The organism is Vibrio sp. Y2-5, assembly GCF_014596725.1.
Lineage (GTDB): Bacteria > Pseudomonadota > Gammaproteobacteria > Enterobacterales > Vibrionaceae > Vibrio.
Genome location: NZ_JACVEG010000005.1, coordinates 131,348 through 153,783, shown reverse-complemented (window position 1 = coordinate 153,783; position 22,436 = coordinate 131,348). Strand labels below are relative to the sequence as shown.

At 42.8% G+C, this 22,436-nt stretch carries 16 protein-coding genes; 9 read left to right on the top strand and 7 right to left on the bottom strand.

What is annotated here, in order from left to right; all coding sequences use genetic code 11:
• Nucleotides 1-51: 51 nt before the first annotated feature.
• The gene (gene rlmE, locus HUO09_RS14205) at nt 52-681 is read right to left on the bottom strand and encodes a 23S rRNA (uridine(2552)-2'-O)-methyltransferase RlmE (protein WP_167410355.1); all 630 of its coding nucleotides are present in this window, start codon (nt 679-681) and stop codon (nt 52-54) included.
• A gap of 119 nt (nt 682-800) precedes the next feature.
• Here rlmE and yhbY point away from each other — a divergent pair, with 119 nt between their 5' ends.
• Nucleotides 801-1,097 carry a ribosome assembly RNA-binding protein YhbY gene (yhbY, locus tag HUO09_RS14200; RefSeq protein ID WP_042484407.1) on the top strand — a complete coding sequence of 99 codons (297 nt, stop codon included), beginning with the start codon at nt 801-803 and terminating at the stop codon, nt 1,095-1,097.
• A 94-nt stretch (nt 1,098-1,191) separates the two neighbouring features.
• Here yhbY and greA read toward each other — a convergent pair whose 3' ends face one another.
• On the bottom strand, nt 1,192-1,665 hold the full coding sequence (gene greA / locus HUO09_RS14195; RefSeq protein WP_167410356.1) for a transcription elongation factor GreA: 474 nt from the start codon (nt 1,663-1,665) through the stop codon (nt 1,192-1,194).
• A 561-nt stretch (nt 1,666-2,226) separates the two neighbouring features.
• Here greA and HUO09_RS14190 point away from each other — a divergent pair.
• The gene (locus HUO09_RS14190) at nt 2,227-3,246 is read left to right on the top strand and encodes a porin (RefSeq protein ID WP_188234388.1); all 1,020 of its coding nucleotides are present in this window, start codon (nt 2,227-2,229) and stop codon (nt 3,244-3,246) included.
• Between the two features lie 141 nt (nt 3,247-3,387).
• Nucleotides 3,388-4,827, top strand: coding sequence for a serine-type D-Ala-D-Ala carboxypeptidase (dacB, locus tag HUO09_RS14185; RefSeq protein WP_188234387.1), 1,440 nt, complete (start codon nt 3,388-3,390; stop codon nt 4,825-4,827).
• 91 nt (nt 4,828-4,918) lie between these two features.
• Here the strand turns inward: dacB and tyrS are convergent, their stop codons facing one another.
• On the bottom strand, nt 4,919-6,106 hold the full coding sequence (gene tyrS / locus HUO09_RS14180) for a tyrosine--tRNA ligase (protein ID WP_167410359.1): 1,188 nt from the start codon (nt 6,104-6,106) through the stop codon (nt 4,919-4,921).
• 131 nt (nt 6,107-6,237) lie between these two features.
• Between tyrS and HUO09_RS14175 the strand changes: the two genes are divergently transcribed.
• Nucleotides 6,238-7,527 carry a peptidoglycan DD-metalloendopeptidase family protein gene (locus HUO09_RS14175; RefSeq protein ID WP_167410360.1) on the top strand — a complete coding sequence of 430 codons (1,290 nt, stop codon included), beginning with the start codon at nt 6,238-6,240 and terminating at the stop codon, nt 7,525-7,527.
• A 94-nt stretch (nt 7,528-7,621) separates the two neighbouring features.
• Here HUO09_RS14175 and HUO09_RS14170 read toward each other — a convergent pair whose 3' ends face one another.
• The 3 genes from HUO09_RS14170 to erpA form a co-directional block, all read right to left on the bottom strand.
• A complete protein-coding gene (locus HUO09_RS14170) occupies nt 7,622-10,708 on the bottom strand; it encodes an efflux RND transporter permease subunit (RefSeq protein WP_188234386.1) in 3,087 nt (1,028 codons plus the stop codon).
• Between the two features lie 8 nt (nt 10,709-10,716).
• Nucleotides 10,717-11,850: an efflux RND transporter periplasmic adaptor subunit gene (locus tag HUO09_RS14165; RefSeq protein ID WP_188234385.1), complete on the bottom strand. Its 1,134-nt coding sequence runs from the start codon at nt 11,848-11,850 to the stop codon at nt 10,717-10,719.
• Nucleotides 11,851-11,954: 104 nt separating this feature from the next.
• Nucleotides 11,955-12,296: an iron-sulfur cluster insertion protein ErpA gene (gene erpA, locus HUO09_RS14160; protein ID WP_042484430.1), complete on the bottom strand. Its 342-nt coding sequence runs from the start codon at nt 12,294-12,296 to the stop codon at nt 11,955-11,957.
• Nucleotides 12,297-12,588: 292 nt separating this feature from the next.
• On the opposite strand from erpA, the gene hemL reads away from it, so the two are divergent.
• Nucleotides 12,589-13,884, top strand: a complete 1,296-nt coding sequence (gene hemL / locus HUO09_RS14155) for a glutamate-1-semialdehyde 2,1-aminomutase (RefSeq protein WP_188234384.1) — start codon at nt 12,589-12,591, stop codon at nt 13,882-13,884.
• Between the two features lie 44 nt (nt 13,885-13,928).
• On the opposite strand, the gene HUO09_RS14150 is transcribed toward hemL, so the two are convergent.
• The gene (locus HUO09_RS14150; protein WP_167410350.1) at nt 13,929-14,087 is read right to left on the bottom strand and encodes a hypothetical protein; all 159 of its coding nucleotides are present in this window, start codon (nt 14,085-14,087) and stop codon (nt 13,929-13,931) included.
• 37 nt (nt 14,088-14,124) lie between these two features.
• Between HUO09_RS14150 and HUO09_RS14145 the strand changes: the two genes are divergently transcribed.
• The 4 genes from HUO09_RS14145 to HUO09_RS14130 all read left to right on the top strand — a co-directional run bounded on the left by HUO09_RS14145 (nt 14,125) and on the right by HUO09_RS14130 (nt 22,338).
• The gene (locus tag HUO09_RS14145; protein WP_167410364.1) at nt 14,125-15,210 is read left to right on the top strand and encodes an AI-2E family transporter; all 1,086 of its coding nucleotides are present in this window, start codon (nt 14,125-14,127) and stop codon (nt 15,208-15,210) included.
• A gap of 87 nt (nt 15,211-15,297) precedes the next feature.
• Nucleotides 15,298-16,323 carry a 16S rRNA (guanine(1207)-N(2))-methyltransferase RsmC gene (gene rsmC, locus HUO09_RS14140; RefSeq protein WP_188234383.1) on the top strand — a complete coding sequence of 342 codons (1,026 nt, stop codon included), beginning with the start codon at nt 15,298-15,300 and terminating at the stop codon, nt 16,321-16,323.
• A 162-nt stretch (nt 16,324-16,485) separates the two neighbouring features.
• Nucleotides 16,486-19,872, top strand: a complete 3,387-nt coding sequence (locus tag HUO09_RS14135; RefSeq protein WP_188234382.1) for a response regulator — start codon at nt 16,486-16,488, stop codon at nt 19,870-19,872.
• A gap of 795 nt (nt 19,873-20,667) precedes the next feature.
• Nucleotides 20,668-22,338, top strand: a complete 1,671-nt coding sequence (locus tag HUO09_RS14130; protein ID WP_188234381.1) for an ABC transporter substrate-binding protein — start codon at nt 20,668-20,670, stop codon at nt 22,336-22,338.
• Nucleotides 22,339-22,436: the final 98 nt, after the last annotated feature.

Genomic DNA, 22,436 nt, shown 5'->3' with positions numbered 1-22,436 from the left:
AGTTTCTAGGCTGTAGCCATAGTGTTAACTTTTCTCACCAAGGTAAAATAGTTAACCTTTGTAACCAGTGGCGACGATATAAACTTCTCGAGAGCGAGCCCTTGAAGAATCTGGTTTACGAATTTTCACAACTTTAAACATGTCGCGGACATCTTTAACGTATTGGTCAAACCCTTCGCCCTGAAACACTTTGACAACAAAACTACCATTAGGCGCAAGAACTTGTCGACACATATCTAACGCTAATTCCACCAGATACATCGCCCTAGGTTGGTCAACAGAAAGGTTACCTGCCATATTAGGTGCCATGTCAGACATTACGACATCGACCATGTCAGGCTGAATTCTTTCTAAAAGTGCTTCCAAAACTGCTTCTTCACGAAAATCTCCTTGAAGAAACGATACACCAGCAATTGAGTCCATTGGCAAAATATCACAAGCAATAACCTGTCCACTATCACCAACAATACCAGCAGCATATTGTGACCAGCCACCTGGAGCGGCGCCCAAGTCAACCACTGTCATTCCGGACTTCAATAATTTGTCTTTTTCTTGAATTTCTTCAATTTTAAAGATAGCACGTGAACGATAACCTTTCTTTTTAGCTTCATTCACATACTTGTCATCGAAGTGTTCTTTCAACCAGCGGCCAGAGCTCGCTGAATGTTTTTGTTTACTCATTCTAATCCTAATCAAACAGCGTCTATCTGAGAAAGTATGGTAGAAAATATAGTCTTCAAAGATAGATGGCGCTAAAATAGCTTTTTTCAACCCTGATAATAAAGAAATTTGGGCGCGTAATGAACCTAAGCAACAAACAAAAGCAGCACCTAAAAGGTCTAGCACACCATTTAAACCCAGTCGTTCTAATGGGCGCTAACGGGCTGACCGAAGCGGTTCTAGCAGAAATCGAAATTGCGCTTGACCACCATGAACTGATTAAAGTGAAAGTGGTATCTGAAGATCGCGAGACAAAACAACTGATTGTTGACGCGATTGTTCGAGAGACTAAAGCAGAAAAAGTACAAGTTATAGGTAAAGTACTGGTTCTGTATCGTCCTTCAGAACAACGTAAGATCGAACTACCTCGTAAGTAATAGCTTTTCTGCAAGAAACAAAAAGTGTTACTTAAGATTACAAAAAGGTCGCTGTAGCGACCTTTTATATTTTTATAGAACTTAAACTCAACCGTTAGATGTAATCTACTCTGTCGATTTCAAATACTTTTTCACCGCCAGGTGTAAAGATAGTAACTTCGTCACCTTCAGTTTTTGCAATCAGTCCACGAGCAATCGGCGAACTAACAGAGATTCGACCAGCCTTGATATCGGCTTCATCGTCACCAACGATTTGGTAAGTTTTTTCTTCATCAGTATCGACATCAATCAGCGTTACTGTAGAACCAAAAATAACCTTACCTGTCTTATCCATCTTCGTTACATCGATAACTTGAGCCACTGATAGCTTATATTCGATATCTCGGATCTGAGCTTCACAGATTCCTTGCTCTTCACGAGCAGCGTGATATTCAGCATTCTCTTTCAAGTCACCTAGCTCACGAGCTTCTGCAATAGCTTGAGAAATCTGTGGGCGCAATTTCAATAATCTTTCAAGTTCATCACGCAGTAATTTCTCACCGCGTACTGTCATAGGAACTTTTTCCATTTTATACCTCTACGCCAAAGCTGCCTTTGGACAAAACGAAACAGCCTAACCTCCCTAGGGAGATAGGCTGTAATAGATAAATGTATTTTGACTAAGTGTAAACAAACTTTCTGTCGAAATCATCCAAATTAAAAATTAGATACAAGATTTGGCTTTCGGCGCACAAACCTGGCTATCACAGAGATCTAGGTCACAAATCATCCGGGTCATATTTACGCCATTAAAATAAAAAAAGATAAATATTTGCCATTAACAAACGATTAAAAAAAGATTAGACAAGCATTAAAATCATTTAAAAACATACACTTGATATTTTACAACCACAATAAAACACTGTTCAATTATGTTTTTTACATCATTTTACTAACAAGCATGGGAACTTTGAGGTTTAAATCTAACTACGCAATATCCGTAGGCTCTCTAAACTTGTTTATGCAACTTTCACATAAACATGACATAGGGATCTTGATCGGCTTAAGTATTCAAACGACGATAGATATGTGCGTTGTAGTATATTCACACTCTATTTTCTATTTATGGACAGTAAATTAGGATTAAAAAATGAAAAAGACTCTAATTGCTCTAGTAGTGGCTGGCGCAGCAGTGGCAACAGGCGCAAACGCTAACGAACTATACAACAAAGATGGCGACACTCTTACTATGGGTGGTCGTGCAGAAGCACGTCTATCTCTTAAAGATGGCAAAGCAGACGACCTATCTCGCGTCCGTCTAAACTTCCTTGGTAAAAGCATGATCACCGACAGCCTATACGGTGTTGGTTTCTACGAAGGTGAGTTTACAACATCAGATCAAGGTAAAACTGACAGTTCTGGTTCAGATAGCCTAATGAACCGTTACGCTTACGCAGGTATTGGCGGCAACTTCGGTGAAGTCACTTACGGTAAAAACGAAGGTGCATTAGGTGTTATCACGGACTTTACCGATATCATGGCTTTCCACGGTAACTCAGCAGCAGACAAAATTGCTGTAGCTGACCGTACTGACAACATGATCTCGTACAAAGGCGCATTCTCTGACCTTTCACTAAAAGCTAGCTACCGCTTTGCTGACCGCAATGAAAAAGCTGCTGATGGTGGCTACGATGATAACGGTCAAGACGGCTACTCTCTATCAGCTATCTATGCACTCGGTGATACAGGCTTGAAACTAGGTGCTGGCTATGCAGACCAAGATACTCAAAATGAGTACATGCTAGCAGCTTCTTACGCTATTTCTGATTTCTACTTTGCTGGTACTTTCACCGATGGTGAAAAAGATACAAATGTAGATTACACAGGTTATGAATTCGCTGCAGCTTACACGTTAGGCCAAACTGTATTCACTACTACATACAACAAAGCTGAAACTTGGGACAACACTACAGCAGACAACGTCGCTGTAGATGCAAGCTACTACTTCAAGCCTAACTTCCGTGCTTATGTATCATACAACTTCAACCTAATTGACGCTGGTGATGCATTTACATCTAAAAACTCTACAACAGGTGTCTATACGCAAGGCACTGCATCTAAAGTGGATGCTGAAGACGAAGTTGTGCTAGGTATGCGTTACGATTTCTAATCGTAATCAATGCCTTTTCTTAAAACGCCTGCTTTGCAGGCGTTTTTGTTTTTAGCACATAAAAGTTTAACCAAAACGGCAATGAAACTTACTGCTCAACACATTATACTGACTGCACTTTTAAGCAATTTTGTAGTCCATATGCAGCGTATCTTTTTAGCCAAACTCACCTTTGAAAAAATCGCTTTTAGCTTTGTCGTTGGATTGACGGTTATCCTATTATCCTTTCAGGCGCAGGCTAACCAAGTTGCTGCTGAGCTTCCTCCCGCTACTCGTTACGCGCTTATTGCGAAAAAGCTTACTGACAAGATTGAAACAGATGCACAATCGACAAAACAGTATTTTCCCCCTGCCAGTACATTAAAAGTCGTAACCGCACTTGCCGCTAAACTGGAGTTGGGCGATGAGTTTCGTTTCCAAACAGCCTTAACACGATCAGGTAATAGTTATTCTCTGGTATTTTCTGGAGACCCGACGTTATCTTCAGAGAACATCAAGCAACTACTGGGCAATATAAAATCAACAAACTCGGGGTTAATCTCAGGGGATATTTGGTTAGATAACACGGCATTCACCGGATATGACAAAGCCGTAGGTTGGCCTTGGGATATTGTTGGTGTCTGTTATAGCGCGCCAGCAAGTGCCATCAATATCGATGGCAACTGTATTCAATCCTCTATCTATACAGAGAAAGATGGAACCACTCGCGTATATGTACCCGAACAATACCCTGTTTATGTAATGACGGATGCAAAGGCGGTTTCTGAACAACAACAAGAGTCACAACACTGCGATTTAGAACTCTACCCCACACAAGAAAATCACTATCAGTTATCGGGATGCTTAGCCGAGCGAGCAAAACCACTTCCCTTAAAATTCGCGGTTCAAAATTCCAATCTTTATGCGCAGAGAGTTGTTTATAAGCTCCTGAATCAATTGGGTCTTCAGCTTAAAGGCGAAATAAAAATGGGAAAGATGCCAAAGAAAGGAAAAGTTATCGCAACTCATCAATCAGAACCTTTACCTATTCTTCTCGATACCATGCTCAAAGATTCTGACAATCTGATAGCGGATACATTAGCAAAATCTATAGGTCGACATCATTACCAGCAAGCAGGTAGCTACAACAATGGTACAGAAGCCATAAAAGAAGTGATTTCCAAGCAAACAGGTATCTCGCTTAAAGAGGACCAACTGGTTGACGGTTCTGGTTTATCACGCAATAACCGGATTCAGGCATCCAACATGCTTCAAGTCTTGCATTACATTTGGAAGCACGACAAAACCTTAGGTTTAATCAACCTGCTGCCGAGTTCCGGAGAATCAGGGACATTACAGTATCGACGTAGCATGCGCGATAAAGCGATTAAAGGAAGGATCAAAGCCAAGAGCGGCTCTCTATATGGAACGCACAATATGGCGGGATATGGCTTAGATGAAAGAGGAAAACCGAATTCAGTCTTCATCCAGTTTGTTACGGATTACTTCCCACCAGAAGTTGAAAGCAAGGTTCCTGTAGAAGCACCTCTGGTAACTTTTGAAAAAAACTTTTATCGACAAGTGGTTGAGTTAAGTAAGTAGCTTTAAGCTTAAAAACACGTGAATTAAACCGAGTGTCCTTAAAATACAAAAAGCGCCCATAGGCGCTTTTTGATGCTCAATGTGAGTAAAATCACTTCACAGTTACACGTGCGAATTTACGCTTACCTACTTGGAAAACATAATTACCCGCAGTTGGTACTAGCTTAGCATCATTGATTTTCTCGCCATCTTGCTTAGCCGCACCTTGCTTGATCATTCGCATCGCATCGGATGTTGAGTTAACAAGACCAGCATCTTTAAGTAGATTAGAGATTGCAATACCAGCTTCAAATTCAAATTCAGGCATCTCATCTGGCATCGCACCTTTTTGGAAACGATTGATGAACTCTTGCTCTGCTGCTTCAGCATCCGCCTCAGTGTGGAAACGAGCAATGATCTCTTTAGCTAAAAGAATCTTAGCATCACGAGGGTTTGAGCCATTCGCTACGTCTGATTTCAGTTGATCGAGCTCAGCAAGAGGACGGAATGACAGTAACTCGTAGTAGCTCCACATCAGGTCGTCAGAGATAGACATGATCTTACCGAACATCTCACTTGGAGATTCACTGATACCAATATAGTTGTTTGCTGATTTAGACATTTTCTTTTCACCGTCTAAACCAACTAATAGTGGCATCATCAACACAACTTGAGGTTTTTGACCGTTAGACTTTTGCAGTTCACGTCCCATCAATAGGTTGAATTTTTGGTCAGTACCACCCAACTCAACGTCAGTTTCCATCGCTACTGAGTCATAACCTTGCAGGAGTGGGTACATGAATTCATGAATAGCAATTGGCTGGCCGCCTGCATAACGCTTTTTAAAGTCATCGCGTTCCAACATTCGAGCCACAGTTTGGTTTGCAGCCAAACGAATCATACCTTCTGCACCAAGGTCTGATAACCATTCAGAGTTAAACTGAATTTTGGTTTTCGCTGGATCTAAGATCTTGAACACTTGCTGCTTGTACGTTTCAGCATTACGAAGAACGTCTTCACGAGTTAGTGGTGGGCGAGTGGTATTTTTACCCGTTGGGTCACCAACCATACCCGTAAAATCACCGATAAGGAAAGTAACGTCATGACCTAAGTCTTGGAAAGTACGTAACTTATTTAGAATCACAGTGTGACCTAAATGAATATCTGGTGCAGTTGGATCGGCACCTAATTTGATACGCAAAGGACGGCCTTCTTTAAGCTTAGCAATCAGCTCTTCTTCAGGAATCAGTTCCTCAACACCACGTTTAATTTCAGCTAAAGCCGCTTCAATACTCGCCATTCTTGTTCACTCCCACAGATTTGGCAAAAATTTAATAGTTCGACATATTACTTGAATAGCGATGCATTTTGAAACCAGTTAGACTACGTAACTGGATTTTTTATTAATTATTGGCTGAATGACCTCCGAGTATGCTTTCTATTTTCACTCGTCTTCCATGGATTCATCGAACTTTAATCGCCTTATGCAGTGCGCTGATTGTTTTTGCTCTTTTATTTTTGCCTAGCCCAGAGTCTTTGCAAAAGAATCCAAACAAACTGCAAGTCGGTCGCCACTACCCACTTGCTATCAATAGTGAGGCTCTCTCTCCGGGCTCGACGATTCTTCCTTCAGCCATTCTTCGCTGGGAAAAATACAAAGTTCGTTCAGGAGAAAGTGCCGCTGTCTTATTCCAGCGCATTGGGCTCAGTGCCAGACAACTGTATAACTTAACGTCTAGTAACGATGAGATTAACAGACAGTTAAGTCGTCTACGTCCTGGTGATGAACTGCAGTTTGGCTTTGATGACAACAATGAACTGATTCAACTTAAACGTAAACTGAGTGCTTACGAAACCTTTGTTGTCACCCAATCTGGAAATGGTTACACCTCGGAAGTAGACAAGAAAGAAGTCTTCTACCAATACAACTATGCTGAAGCAGAAATTACGTCAAATTTCTGGAATGCTGCCATGTCTGCTGGTTTAAGCGCGAACCAAATAATGGAGTTAGCGGGAATTTTTGGCTGGGATATCGACTTCGCTTTAGATATTCGCTCTGGCGATAGCTTTAAATTGCTCTATCAAGAAAAAATCGTTGAAGGGGAAGTGGTTGAGCGCGGAAATATTATTGCAGCCAGCTTTATCAACCAGGGTACAAACTTTACTGCGGTGCTCGATGACAATACGGGTAACTACTACGACCCAAATGGCCGCGCTATGAAAAAAGCGTTCTTACGCTCACCACTGGACTTCCGTCGGGTTTCCTCCAACTTTAACCCAAGACGTTTACACCCAGTCACGGGACAAGTGAAAGCACACCGAGGTACGGATTATGTAGCACCTATCGGTACCCCCATCTGGGCTGCGGGCGATGGTGTAGTAGAAAGATCGAGTTACAACCAGTTCAACGGTAACTATGTATTCATCCGTCACAGCAACACCTACATTACTAAGTATCTGCATCTAACTAAACGAACCGTCAAAACTGGTCAAAGGGTGAAACAAGGGCAAGTGATAGGCACCTTAGGCAGAACAGGTCGAGTAACAGGGGCTCATCTGCATTACGAATTCTTAGTTAATGGTGTTCATAAAAACCCACGAACCGTTTCATTACCGCAATCTAAATCTTTAACGGGTAAAGCCAAACAAACTTTTATTGCTAACGCGGAAATTAGATTGCAGCGTTTAGACAGATATAGCCAGTTGCTCTACGCTAAATAACAAGCCTGTCAGTATTCATCAAAGACGATGTATACAAAGACAAAAAGGGCTGAGTAGAAATACTCAGCCCTTTGTTTTATGTGTTTCCTAACAACTATTTTTGGTGCTTATTCCGCCCAAGCATCAATAGACAGGGTGTCAAAACAAGAGTTAGAACCGTTGCAAATGCTAAACCACCAGCAACAGCTGTTGCTAATTGCGACCACCATTGGGTACTAGGAGCACCAAACTCAATCTTTTGATTGATTAGGTCGATGTTCATTTCCAAAACCATAGGTAACAAGCCAAGGATGGTGGTGATGGTGGTGAGCAGGACCGGACGTAAACGTTGAACACCGGTTCGAAGTATCGCTTCTTTCTTATCCATTCCGCGCTTTATCAGCTGGTTATAAGTATCGATCAAAACAATATTGTTGTTTACCACAATACCTGCCAGTGAAATAACGCCAATGCCAGACATAATCACACCAAACGGTTTCTGGAAAATCAACAAACCAGCGAAGACACCAACCGTTGAGAACAATACTGCACTCAAGATTAAAAATGCCTGATAGAAGCTGTTGAACTGAGTAATCAAAATCACGGCCATTGCTACCAATGCAACTAAAAACGCCTTTTCTAAGAAAGCAGCCGAATGCTCTTGTTCCTCATTCTGGCCTCTCATTCTAAATTCAACGCTTGGCGGTAACCCTAATTCAGATAACGCTTGTTCGATTTTCGGTAACTCTAGCGCCAAGTTATAGCCTTCGTTTAAATCGGCCATCACATTGATAATTCTGCGCCCATCAACACGTTTAATCGTATCTTGTTTATGATCTGGCTTAATTTCGGCGAAATTGGTAATCGGTACTAAACCTGCCGGTGTTTTTACCCGCAGTTGATCAAACCGTCCAATATCTCGCTTATCTTCTGGATAACGAACAAGAATATCCACTTCTTCGTTGGCATCATCTGGCAAGTAATCACCAATTTTGAGGCCATTTGTAACAAACTGAACCGTGTTACCCACCAAAGTCGCATCAGCTGCAAAGCGAGAAGCATCATCGCGACGAATGTCAATCCGCCAGTCGATACCCGGCTTTGAAGATGAGTCGCTAATATTGGTAAACGCAGCATTACTGTCAGCCCAGTGACGTACCGTCTTAGCAGCCAACTCTAGCTCTTGAGCATTGTTACCTGAAAGCTCGATCACTACGTCGTGATCGACTGGTGGACCTGCATCTGGAAACTTATACTCAATTTCTACACCCGAAAACTTATCGGTGGTCTGCTTAAGTTCATCAATGATCGCCATGACTTTACGGCGATACTGCCATTCAACAGGTTTAACTTGAATTTGGCCGATAACATCATCACCACCCGTTCGGGTGTAAACACTTTCAAACTCATCATGCCCAAGCATCACCTGCTCGATCTCACGCATGATGGTGTCTTTTTCATTAATAGACAAGTCACCGTAAGATCGAACTTTCACGTTGAAATATGGCGGGTCAACCTCAGGGAAAAATTCTACACCATTACCAGCTTTGGCATAGGCAAACCCTATTGCGACAGACATAACAATCGCACTCAAAAGAATTTTGAGTGGATGACGCAATGCAATAGAAAGCGTTTGGTAATAGAGTTTGGTGATACCCGTTGCTTTATCAAACTCTCCTTCGTGTAACGCCACCATATTAGCTCTCGCTTCGGGAGTTACGTTTTGAGGACGCCCAATAACGCTACCTAAAACCGGTACAAACAACATCGCCATAATTAATGAAGCGGTCAACGTCGCAATCAGAGTAAGAGGAAGATACCTCATGAACTCCCCAGTCACGTCCGGCCAGAACAACAAAGGAGCAAACGCAGCGAGAGTGGTCGCGGTTGAGGCCGTAATAGGCCATGCCATGCGTTTAGCAGCATCACGATACGCTTCACCTCTTGGCATCCCCTCCTGCATTCGCCTATCGGCAAACTCGGTTACAACAATCGCGCCATCCACCAGCATACCTACCGCCATAATGAGCGCAAACAAGACGATAATGTTGACGGTTAATCCAAACACCGAAAGTGTCAGCAAGCCAATTAAGAATGAACCAGGGATTGAAACACCAACCAATAATGCAGTTCTCACACCCAATACAGCGATGATAACGATAACGACTAAAATAATGGCGGATAATACATTGTTCTGTAGGTCATTAAGCATCATCTCAACATCTTGAGATTCATCCCATGTGTACTTGACCAATAAGTTGGATGGCCAACCTTCTCGCTTTTGTGCTTCACTTATAACAGTTTTGACAAGTTCTACCGTTTCAATGATGTTCTCGCCCGCTCGCTTTTTGACATCCAAAACAATGGCTGATTTGCCATCTAATCTGGCGAACGAACTCGGATCTCTGAAAGCTCGTCTTACTGTCGCAATGTCTCCAAATGTGACCACTTGCTTGCCATCCACTTTCACAGGCAACTCTAAGACATCTTTTATCGAGTCAAACACAGAAGGGACTTTGACAGAGAAACGGCCATAACCAGTATCTACAAAACCTGCCGCTACAACACGGTTATTCAAAGCAATGAGGTTATAAATATCCCCCTGATCTAACCCGTAACTCTCCATGAGCAATGGATCAACAATGATCTCAACGATGTCGTCTCTATCGCCAGCAATATCCACTTCAAGAACTTGTCGAAAGCTCTCCAGTTTATCCCGCAATAAACGAGCGATTTGCACAATGCCACGTTCAGGTACTGTGCCATATAAAACGACGGATAATACTGGTTGGGCATTTGCCAGAGTCACTTCGTTTACAGTTGGCTCATCACTGTCAGCAGGCAGTTTTGGCTTGGCTAAATCGACCGCATCTCGCACATCGGCCATTGCCTTATCAAGATCGACACCGACATTGAATTCCAGAACCACCGAAGCATGGCCTTCAGAAGAATTGGATGTCATCTCTTTAATGCCTTCGATAGAACGCAATTCCTGCTCTAGAGGGCGGGCAATCAGGCGCTCAGCATCTCCCGGTGAAATACCTTGGTGAGAAACAGAAACATAGATGATTGGGATAGTGATATCTGGACTCGATTCCTTAGGAATCGTGACATAAGTTAATGCGCCAGCTACAAGAATAAAGATCAATAGCACCAGCATAGTTCGAGTACGCGACAGTGCCGCGTCAATTAACGCAAACATGTCGCCTCCTAAGGCTTACTATTCTGTAACTGTTGGGTTTCTATATCTGCTGTCTGTTTAACTGCTGCGACTTTATCACCATCACGTACAAAACCTTGGCCACGAGTAATGATGTCAACTTCTTCGCCTAAGCCCGTTAGCCAAACACCGTCTTGCTCGGCTTTGACCAATTGAATAGGAACGAAATGAACTCTGTCTTCAACCAAGGTTTTCACCCCTAAGTTTCCTTGATCATCAAGCGCAAGCATGGCTGGAGTAATTTTCACGGCCATTTGCGTTTCTAAATTCAGTTCAACTTGAGTGCTTACCCCTGCTGGGATCAACTGCTTCGGATTAGGCACTTCCACCTCAATAGCGAAAGTATTAGTTGAAGGAGAAGAAAGCTGAGACAAATAACGCACGGTTCCCTGAGCTTGCGAACCTTGAATGAATTGAATGGTTGCTAATTGACCTTTAGTAATACTCTGAATGTGGCGTTCACTTACGTTCGCTTCTATTACTAATTTATTAAGGTCAATCAAAGTTGCTACCGGATCACCAACACCAACAAAGTCGCCCTGTTCAATAAACAAGTTTTCTACAACGCCATCAAACGGAGCAACAATTGAAGTATGCGCTAGATGCATTTCGACCGTTTTTACACTGGATTTGGCATCAGTCAGTTCTGCAAGTGCATTTGTATAAGCGATTTCGCCCTGCAATCCACGATTCTTAAGCGACTCTGCCGCTTTGAACTCTTGACGCTTTACCGACAAAACAGCCTTTGCTCGATCAAGTTGAGATTGCAGATCGCCTTGATCAATAAGCGCAATCACTTGCCCTTTAGAGACTTTGTCACCTTTGTCGATTTTAGTGAGTAGGATCTTACCTGCGATTTCCGCAGATAAGCGAGCTTGCTTATCTGGCGCAGTGCGTCCGTAAAGATCGATTTTCTTTTCTGTAGGTTCAGCATGGAAGGTTTGATACATCACTTTTGCAAGCGGGATAGTATCTGCAGATTTTTCAGGGGCTTGCTCTTGTGCGTTAAGTGAACCAAGACTCAGCCAGAGGGTTAATAATATGATCAGTATGAAAGAAACAAGCCAGGGCTTTTGTGTTAAATATCGCCCCCCAAGTAAGCTTCTCAATGAGACATGAGACATGGACAATCCTTTATATATATGTCCCTGCACAACAACTCAAATATGCAAGGAGAGTGAATCAGCAGAAGTTTCATTTATCTTGCTAATTCACTCTGCATCATTAGTTAAACACTAAACGATGCACCGCAACCACATGTGGTTGTTGCGTTTGGATTGTTTACAAAAAAGCGGGAACCTTCCAGCCCTTCCGTATAATCAACCACTCCGCCAATCAAATATTGCAGGCTCATAGGGTCAACCACTAGGGTTACACCACTATTTTCGATTGTGGTGTCTCCATCATTTACATTCTCGTCAAATGTGAATCCGTATTGGAAGCCACTACAACCACCACCTGTAATATACACACGTAGTTTCAGTGCCGGGTTTTCTTCTTCAGCAATCAACGCTCTAACACGTGTTGCTGCTGCATCCGAAAAGGATAACGGTACATTTACATCACTCACAATGACCTCTCTCAGTCGCGTAAATGTACACCAGATATTATTCACTATATCAATCTGATGGACATGACTCTTTTTTGATAATGCGGCGATTATCTAATACCTGACCTATACGTTCAAGTATTCACCGATACTTAGTTCAATGTCTTCAGAAATGATGAGCTCCATTTTTGCTGATTAATCAAGATAACTCAGTGAGAAGAGTCAGAAATTTAGTTAAAACGTTTCACCTCTGCACTCACAAGCGTACAATGCACAGCAACTTGGTCCGAGACATAATAAAGAGGAAGATTCCATGACCAAATCGGCTGATCTCTATAACAAAGCTCAATCAAAGATTCCTGGCGGCGTTAACTCTCCTGTTCGTGCGTTTAACGGTGTTGGTGGCTCTCCTATTTTTATTGAGCGAGCAGACGGCGCATTCATCTTTGATGCTGATGGTAAAGCATACATTGATTACGTAGGTTCTTGGGGGCCTATGATTCTTGGTCATAACCACGCAGTTATCCGTGAAGCAGTGATCAATGCGGCAAACCGTGGTTTAAGTTTCGGCGCTCCAACTGAAATCGAAATCACTATGGCTGAGCTAGTGTCTGAGTTAGTTCCTTCCATGGAACAACTACGTATGGTGAGCTCAGGCACAGAAGCAACCATGAGTGCAATTCGCCTAGCGCGTGGTTTCACCGGTCGTGACAAGATCCTCAAATTCGAAGGTTGTTACCATGGTCATGCTGACAGCTTATTAGTAAAAGCAGGCTCAGGTGCCTTGACGCTGGGTCAACCAAGCTCCCCAGGCGTACCTGCTGATTTTGCAAAACACACATTAACGGCACGCTTTAATGATCTTGAATCCGTGCGTGAATTGTTCGCTGCAAATAAAGGTGAAATTGCATGTATCATCGTTGAACCTGTTGCGGGCAACATGAACTGTATCCCACCAGTAGAAGGCTTCCACGAAGGTCTACGTGAGATCTGTGACCAAGAAGGCGCGTTGTTGATTTTTGATGAAGTAATGACTGGCTTCCGCGTTGCACTTGGCGGCGCTCAAGCGCATTACAACATCAAGCCTGATTTAACAACATTAGGTAAAGTAATTGGCGGCGGAATGCCTGTCGGTGCATTTGGTGGCCGTAAAGAAGTGATGCAATTCATCGCACCAACAGGCCCTGTGTACCAAGCAGGTACATTGTCAGGAAACCCTGTAGCAATGGCTGCTGGTTTTGCTTGTCTGAGCCTATTAAAAGAAGAAGGTAACGAAAAGCGCCTTGCATTCAAAACGAAGCAATTAGCTGATGGTTTTAAATACCTTGCAGATAAACATGGAATCCCAATGGTCGTGAACCAAGTAGGCGGCATGTTTGGATTCTTCTTTACAGATCAAGAAAGCATTACTTGCTACGAAGATGTGACAAAGTGCGATATTGAACGTTTCAAACGCTTCTTCCACCTAATGTTGGACAAAGGCGTATACCTTGCACCTTCAGCATTTGAAGCTAGCTTCACCTCTTTAGCTCACGGTTCTAGAGAAATCGAAGCGACGCTTGAAGCAGCGGATCGCTGTTTAGCAATTATTGCAGCCGAAGCAAAATAACGCATAACCAGTTTGAACAATAAGGCTGCTTCGGCAGCCTTATTTTATTTCCAGTTGGCAATAACAAGTACAACTAGAACGGCGACAACAACGCCAATCCATGAAATTTTGCGACGTTTTACATTCTTAGTTTCGCAACACTTCTCATCATTGCAACATCCCATACAACCCTCTTCATTGCTAACCGACTGAATTACAGCCATTATAAACATACTTATTTGATTCCAAGGACAGCCAAAAGTGCCAGAAAAAATCAAAATTTCATCCAGTCATTGGGTTCTTGTTATTGCCCTGCTCATAGCAGGTTTCGCCTGCTACCTAATCGTAGAACCCTATATCAATTCAATTGTGATGGCATTCATTATTTCCATGCTTCTGATTCCTCTGCATGAGAAATTAGACAACATGATGCCCACACATAGAAATATCTCATCTTTGCTATCCTGCATTATTCTGACATTTATTATTGTTATTCCGCTACTTTTCGTATTTGCGGCTATCGTTCAGCAAGGTTCCAAGTTTTCTCAGAACGTTTATCAGTGGGTTACCCATGGCGGTATTCAAACTCTGTTTAACCATCCTTGGGTAATAAAAGGATTAGCTTTCGCCAATCAGTATTTACCTTTTGATGGTATTAACCCGCAACAAATCGCGCAAAAAATTGCACAATTCGCCACTAGCTTTGGCACCAATTTAGTTGGTATCAGCGCAAAAATATTAGGCGATGCGACAAGTTTTATCATGAGCTTCTTCTTGATGTTGTTTGTTCTGTTCTTCTTACTAAGAGACCGAGAAAAGATCATCTCAACCATTCGTCACATACTGCCGTTGTCTCGCAGCCAAGAAGATCGCTTGCTGGATGAGATTGAAAGCGTATCCAAATCAGCAGTGATGGGATCTTTCCTTACAGCTATCGCTCAGGGTGTCGCTGGTGGTATTGGTATGTGGTTAGCTGGTTTTCCGGGGTTATTCTGGGGAACCATGATGGGGTTTGCGTCGTTTATTCCGGTCGTGGGTACTGCACTAATCTGGATTCCAACCGCAACGTATTTATTCCTCACAGGTGATACTACTTGGGCTATTTTCCTAACCGTATGGAGCGTTGCCATTGTTGGCTCTATCGACAACTTACTCAGACCTCTCCTGATGCAAGGCAGTGCAGGAATGAACACTCTGATGATCTTCTTCTCTTTACTGGGCGGTATTCAACTGTTTGGTTTAATCGGTCTTATCTATGGTCCGCTGATCTTCGCGATCGCGATCGTACTGTTTAATATTTACGAAGAAGAGTTCCAGAACTTCCTAGATAACCAAGACAACAGCTAAAAAGCTTCATGCTTGGAGCCGACTATGCGAAAATCGGCTCCAAAATTGAATCTAGCTTAATTGAACCTAAAAGATAACAGGCTCTGAATGTCTAATTACATTACCCCAAGCCAAATTGCCCAACGCCAACTCGCTTACTTTGAGAATAAAAAAGTACTCATAGCGGGTGAAGCCGAAGATCTCTTTCCTGTTGAACTCGCCCAACACTGTCTTTCCGTTTCTGTATTTACAACCAACTATGGCTACTACCGTCAGCTTAAATCTAAGTCAGCGATTAGCGTCCATTTCGGTGCTGAGTTGGAAGGCGATATTGATGCAGACATGGTGCTTATTTACTGGCCAAAAGCAAAGATGGAAGCGGAATATCTGCTTGCTATGTTGATGGCGAAACTTGGGGTCAATACAGAAATCGTTGTAGTCGGTGAAAATCGTTCTGGTATAAAAAGTATCGAAAAGATGTTTGCGGAATATGGCAGAGTAACAAAGTACGATTCTGCTCGCCGCTGCTCATTCTATTGGGGTCAATGTTTAGAACAGCCGAAAGCTTTCCAGATCGAAGACTGGTTCAAGTCTTATACCGTTCAATATCACGAACATGAACTTACTATTCGAAGTTTGCCAGGCGTATTCAGCCATGGTGAATTTGACCTAGGCAGTCGATTACTGCTCGATACCTTGCCAAATCTCAGTGGTAAAGTACTTGATTTTGGTTGCGGCGCAGGTGTTCTAGGCTGTGTGATGGCAACCTTGAACAACGACATTCAGTTGGAAATGTGTGATATCAGTGCGTTAGCTGTACGCTCAAGCGAAGAAACACTGAAAGCCAATCATTTATCTGGTCGAGTATTCGCATCAGATATCTACTCAGATACAGCGACAGACTATCACTTCATTGTCACCAACCCGCCTTTCCATGCAGGTTTAGATACTAGCTATAGTGCGACAGAAACCCTATTGGAAAAAGCACCAAACTATTTAACCACTGATGGTGAGCTGTTCGTTGTGGCCAATAGTTTCTTGAAATATCCACCGATTATTGAGCAATCACTAGGTAATTGCGAGACGTTAAATAAGACCAGTAAATTCGCTATTTATCACGCAAAAAAACCTTAACAATTGGTTACAAATTAACTAAAAGTGAGCCAATGTCCACGCTTTAAGTGGGACTTACTTGTCAAAGAAAAAAAACTTGTTAACTTCTGCGTAACCCGTTTTTACTCAATCACATAACTTGCAGGTTTGCCTGCAAGTTTCATTGAAAGAATTCTCTTTGATATGTTCAGGTTTTATCGCAGACAAAAGTTTAAACGCTTACAGAATACTTTGATGCTGGCTTTTCTAGTGCTTAGCATTACTCCTTTGACTGTTACCGCTATTTTCTTTCTGAAATCTCATATTGACGATCTTCAAGAACAAAGTACCTCTCATCTTCTGTCAGTTCGAGATACCAAACAACAGCAAGTTGTCGACTACCTCAATGCCAAAGAATCAGAGGTTATGGGCTTTGTCCGCTCAGAACTCGCTTATGCCAGTGGTGGCCGATTTTATGGTCTAGTTAATGCTTTTACACGCTTGGGCGAAAACATTGAACAAGCCAGAGAAAACGCCCAACAACGCTACATCTTAGGTTCCGGCGATCAGGTTAAAACCTCTGTATTACCGCAATCCAGTAGTTATGTGGGTAGTGAGCGCTACCGACTTTTGCATAAGCGCTATCACTGGGCATACATGGAATTGCTCAAAAGATCTGACTTTGATGACATTTTACTGGTCGATTTAAACGGGAATGTCACTTATTCGATTAATAAAAATGAAGAGTATGGTACCAATCTGTTCAGCGGAAAATTCAAAGACGCTAACTTAGGCCAAACCTTTCAACGTCTAGAAAAAACGGTTTCCGAGCACAGAAAAACCAACGAGGATTTTACTCCGGTTATGCTTTCCGATTTTATTGAAGAGAACGGACAACAATACGCTTGGTTTGGCGCACCAATTATCCAGCAAGGTTACTTACATAGCTATGCGATGTTCCGCCTGCCAAACAAGGGGATCACCAAACTCATAGCCGATAGCAATAACTCACAAATGCAGACACTTCTTGTTGGTCAGGATCACCGTTCGCGTACACTTTCTTACCTTCAAGACGACATAGATAAAAGCAGTGAAGTCATTAGCTTAGCCCTGTCTGGTAAGCAAGATGTAGGCACTTACACCGATTCCGTTGGTGAAAAGAACATCGCGGCTTATGCCCCGATCAACCTTAACAGCACACATTGGGCTATTGTCGTAGAACTACCCGAAAAAGAGGCATTTGCACGAGTAAACCAGTTAGAAAAACTGTTCATTTTCGCCATGCTTACCGCCATCGTATTAGTGGTTATCGCTTCACACATGCTTTCAAACTTCATTACTTCACCACTGTTAAGGCTAACATGGGCAGCTGAACGTGCATCGGCTGGCGATCTCGATGAAAGTATGATTAACACCGAGCGTAAAGATGAAATTGGTCGTCTTGCGGTTAGCTTTGAACGCATGCAGCGTTCTATCCGCGAGAAAATCCAACTAATCAAATCGCAAAACAGCGAATTGGAAAAAAATATCCAAATCATTCGTAAACAAAACGATGAACTGCAACTAGCGAACAAACTAAAAGATGAATTTCTTGCCACAACCTCTCACGAGCTGAGAACCCCATTACACGGAATGATTGGTATTGCCGAAGCCTTAATATCTGGCGCAAACGGTCCTATTACCTCCGATCACAAGTATCAGTTGGATATCATTGCCACCAGTGGGCAACGTCTTGCTCGCTTGGTTGATAACTTACTCGATTACCACAAAATGCGTTATGGTAATCTTGATATACAGAGCAATGCGGTTGATTTATCAAGTTCAACACGGTTAGTGCTAGAACTCTCTAACCATCTGCTGGGTAAAAAGCCTATCCGGATCATCAATCAAATTTCAGATAATCACTTCTGGGTCTTCGCCGATCCACAGCGTTTAGAGCAAGTCCTATATAACCTGATTGGCAATGCGATTAAATACACCTCGGAAGGCAAAATTGTTATATCCGCGTCTCAAATTGATGATCAGATTCGTGTACAAGTTGTCGATACCGGTCAAGGCATTCCCGCCGAACAGTTGGAACATATCTTTGAACCGCTCATCCAAGGTACCGTCGAGACTAACCGCTATCGCCAAGGCTCTGGGTTAGGCTTATCGATTAGCCGACAACTGATTGAACTGATGAACGGCACCCTTTATGTCAGCAGTCAGCCACTTGTCGGTACAACATTTAGCTTCACTTTGCCTATTGCTTCGGCAGAAGACATTGAGCGAGCCCAACTGACCGAACAACCTCACTATCAAGTGCAAGAAATTGGAGAGGTTGAGCTACCCGATACTAGCAATCTGCCAGAAAATAGTAACGGTCCACTGCTGCTTGTTGCCGATGATGAGCCTGTGAATCTACGAATTTTGGACAGTTTCTTAAGATTAGAAGGCTATCGTGTAAGAACTGTCGCAGATGGCAACGAAGTGTTAAGAGCCGTTGAAAACGAAAAACCAGAGCTATTACTACTCGATATTATGATGCCAGGTATGAGCGGTTATCAGGTGTGTGAAAAGCTGAGAGAAAAATACAGCCTCACCGATTTACCTATCATCATGCTCACAGCCCTGAATCAAACAGAAGACCGACTACGAGGCTTTGCTGCTGGCGCAAACGACTATCTGTCAAAGCCGTTCAATAAAAAAGAGCTGGCGGCGCGTATTCATGCTCATATGGCAGCGAGTCAAGCTGAACAAAGAAGATTAGAAAATCTAGAATTACAAAATGAGCTCAAGCAAAGAAATGTTGTTGAAGCCGACTTGCTCGAAACACAAGAACGACTGTTGGAACAGCTAGAATCGGCACCAGAAGCCATTGTATGTATCAAAGAAAACAACAAGGTTCTGTTCGCCAACCAAGCAGCCTCGAGATTGTTTAAACGCACGCAAGAGCAACTAAAGCGTTCTAGTGCTGAAGAACTGTTTTCCCATAAGCATGTCAACATTACTCAACAACACTATTGCGGCGAAATCGATATATTTGTGGGTGATTCACGTCTTCATTTATCAGCAGATATTCTAAAACTCCCTAAAGGCTCGGGGATGCATGCAATTTATATTTTAAATGTCGGTGGTGCTCAGAGCGCACAAAGAATACATAACTTAGAAACGGCAGTTGATGCTCTATCGAGTTATGCGTTTAGTGGCGATAAAGAAAGATTGCAGCAACTTAAGGAGCTGGGCGGTGAGTTCACTCGCATTGCAGATAAGGCCGAGGGCGATAATCAATCCAAGCAAGAGCTTATGCGCGCAGTGCTTGTCGATGCGATGACAAGCGCGCTCAACTACTGGGAGAAAGCTCCCGGCCAAACCAAGTTCACTTTTGCAGAACAAAGCGGACTGTGGCGTGTTTACTTGGACAGAAGTACATTGCAAACACGTACACTCGACAAGTATCTGCGTATCGAAACGCTGCCGAAAACCCCACGCTGGCGTACCGTACTAAACTCGCTCGATTACATCCTTGAGCATCACAATGAGCCGGGGTCAGAACGCATTCACCTTGAAGCCCTGCGTAACAAATTACAGAAACTTATCGCGGCTATGTAACACTATTAACTGCGTGAATTATCAACTCTAATAGCCCACTGACGTGGGCTTTTTTATTCGTGCTAATTAAAGCACTTCACACGCATTCTCACCCTCTTCTGTAAGGCTTTTAGCTAAGAGCAGGCTACTCTACAGCGGCCTTCAGCGTTATTTAGGGGCATTCCCGCCTCCATGCCTGTAACTGAGAGTTCAAACTTAACCAAGCCATCAATACGTTTCACTTAAGTTAATTTACGAAGAAAATTAATGCGTTTATTTTTAGTTATTGTCGTTAGAATTACCCCACTTTCAGCCCAAAAAAGCACCTAGAGATAGCATAGAAATAACAATTTTTTTGGCCGTGGGATTTGAATCACAACAATTCGCCAGAATTAATTCATGAGGATAAATTAACGGAGAAATGTGGTAGTGACAAAAATCTCACTTTATTGAAAAGACGAAAATCACCAGTAAAAACAATGATTGAAAAGTAAGTAATCACTAACAGTAAAGCAAAAAACATGCAATTTGTAAGCTTTTAAGATTAAGATAAAACGGTTAAAACATCATCAACCGTAACGAATTTTGACGTTAATGACGGAGAATGAGTGTGTTTTGACGTTTTTAACGAGAAATGGAATTGCCAAATGTTGGTACAAAGTGTTTTCTTACCTCAGCCAACGGTTTACAGGCCACTCATATTCCCCCTGCTCCTCCGCTGGTGGAACTCAATATGAGGTAAACCTTTGGAAATTGTTCATCCCATGATGACATTCATATCCATTCGTGAAATGAAGCAAACAGTAAGGAACAGCTATGCTTGCCAATATTAAAAAGACAGCACTCGCAACAGCCGTTATCGCTGGAGCAATTAGCGTCTCAGCTCCTGCATTAGCACGCAGTGAGCTAACCATAGTACCTGATTTCTACCCAACTATGGTTCGCAACTTCAACCCGTACTTAGCAACAAACCTACGTACAACCACAGACTTCATCTATGAACCGTTAGTGGTTTTTAACGAGATGAAAGGCAACACTCCGGTGATGCGCCTTGCAGAAAGCTACAAAATGGCTGACGACCTAATGAGCGTGACATTCAACGTTCGTAAAGGCGTGAAATGGTCTGATGGCGAAGCGTTTACTGCAGATGACATCCTTTATTCTTACAACCTACTGAAAAACAAACCAGAGCTTGACCAACGTGGTATCAACAAATGGATTAAGAGTGTAGAGAAAGTAAATGACTACACCGTGCGCTTCCAGCTAACTGAAGCGAACTCCAACGTACCATACGAAATTTCGCTTGTTCCGATCGTAGCTGAGCACATCTGGAAAGATGTCAAAGAACCTACCACTTTCACTAATGAAAATCCTGTAGGTACGGGTCCGTTTACTGAAATCGACACCTTCACTCCTCAACTATATATTCAGTGCCGTAACCCTAATTACTGGGATGCTGCAAACCTAGAAGTTGATTGTTTACGTGTTCCACAAATCGCAAACAACGACCAACTATTGGGTAAAGTTGTGAACTCTGAACTGGATTGGACTTCATCATTCATTCCTGACATTGACCGCACTTACGCAGCTGCAAGTCCAAACCACCACTACTGGTACCCAGCATCTGGTACCCAAGCGTTTGTGGTTAACTTCAAAAACCCAGATCCAGCCAAGCAAGAAGCACTGACTAACGTAGATTTCCGTCGTGCTTTCTCAATGGCGATTGATCGTCAAACCATTATCGACATCGCATTCTACGGTGGCGGTACGGTGAACGACTTCGCATCAGGCTTAGGTTACGCATTTGAAGCATGGTCTGATGAAACGGTTCACAACAAGTACAAAGGCTTTAACTCTTATAATGCTGAAGGTGCAAAAGCACTTTTGGCTAAAGCAGGCTTTAAAGATGTGAACGGTGACGGCTTCGTCGACACTCCTTCAGGTAAATCTTTCGAGCTACTTGTTCAGTCGCCAAACGGTTGGACAGACTTTAACAACACCGTTCAACTTGCTGTTGAACAGCTAAACGAAGTGGGTATTCAAGCGAAAGCTCGTACCCCTGAGTTCGCGGTATACAACGAAGCAATGCTGAAAGGCACTTACGACGTGGCATACACCAACTACTTCCACGGTGCAGATCCTTACACTTACTGGAATAGTGGCTACAACTCATCACTTCAAGGTGGTGAAGGCATGCCACGTTTTGCGATGCACTTCTACAAAAACGATAAGCTAGACGGACTATTAGATAGCTTCTACAAAACAGCAGATAAGAACAAGCAAGTAGAAATTGCGCACGGTATTCAGAAAATCATCGCTGAAAACCAAGTGACTATCCCTGTATTGTCGGGCGCGTGGATGTACCAGTACAACACTACTCGATTCACTGGTTGGTGGAACGAAGACAACGCGAAAGGTCGTCCAAGTGTATGGGCTGGTATTCCAGAACGTCTACTTCACGTACTGGACCTAAAACCAGTTAAGTAAACGTTAGTTCTTTGCGGCGTACTTCGTGCGCCGCCTATTTAAATCCCCATTATTTCGAAAAGTTATGGCGTTTTACGTCAGGGGATTTCTCGCTCTAA

Coding starts and splice junctions, on each gene's coding strand:
- rlmE (WP_167410355.1), bottom strand. CDS start 681: ATGAGTAAACAAAAACATTCAGCGAGCTCTGGCCGCTGGTTGAAAGAA.
- yhbY (WP_042484407.1), top strand. CDS start 801: ATGAACCTAAGCAACAAACAAAAGCAGCACCTAAAAGGTCTAGCACAC.
- greA (WP_167410356.1), bottom strand. CDS start 1,665: ATGGAAAAAGTTCCTATGACAGTACGCGGTGAGAAATTACTGCGTGAT.
- HUO09_RS14190 (WP_188234388.1), top strand. CDS start 2,227: ATGAAAAAGACTCTAATTGCTCTAGTAGTGGCTGGCGCAGCAGTGGCA.
- dacB (WP_188234387.1), top strand. CDS start 3,388: ATGCAGCGTATCTTTTTAGCCAAACTCACCTTTGAAAAAATCGCTTTT.
- tyrS (WP_167410359.1), bottom strand. CDS start 6,106: ATGGCGAGTATTGAAGCGGCTTTAGCTGAAATTAAACGTGGTGTTGAG.
- HUO09_RS14175 (WP_167410360.1), top strand. CDS start 6,238: ATGCTTTCTATTTTCACTCGTCTTCCATGGATTCATCGAACTTTAATC.
- HUO09_RS14170 (WP_188234386.1), bottom strand. CDS start 10,708: ATGTTTGCGTTAATTGACGCGGCACTGTCGCGTACTCGAACTATGCTG.
- HUO09_RS14165 (WP_188234385.1), bottom strand. CDS start 11,850: ATGTCTCATGTCTCATTGAGAAGCTTACTTGGGGGGCGATATTTAACA.
- hemL (WP_188234384.1), top strand. CDS start 12,589: ATGACCAAATCGGCTGATCTCTATAACAAAGCTCAATCAAAGATTCCT.
- HUO09_RS14150 (WP_167410350.1), bottom strand. CDS start 14,087: ATGGCTGTAATTCAGTCGGTTAGCAATGAAGAGGGTTGTATGGGATGT.
- rsmC (WP_188234383.1), top strand. CDS start 15,298: ATGTCTAATTACATTACCCCAAGCCAAATTGCCCAACGCCAACTCGCT.
- HUO09_RS14135 (WP_188234382.1), top strand. CDS start 16,486: ATGTTCAGGTTTTATCGCAGACAAAAGTTTAAACGCTTACAGAATACT.
- HUO09_RS14130 (WP_188234381.1), top strand. CDS start 20,668: ATGCTTGCCAATATTAAAAAGACAGCACTCGCAACAGCCGTTATCGCT.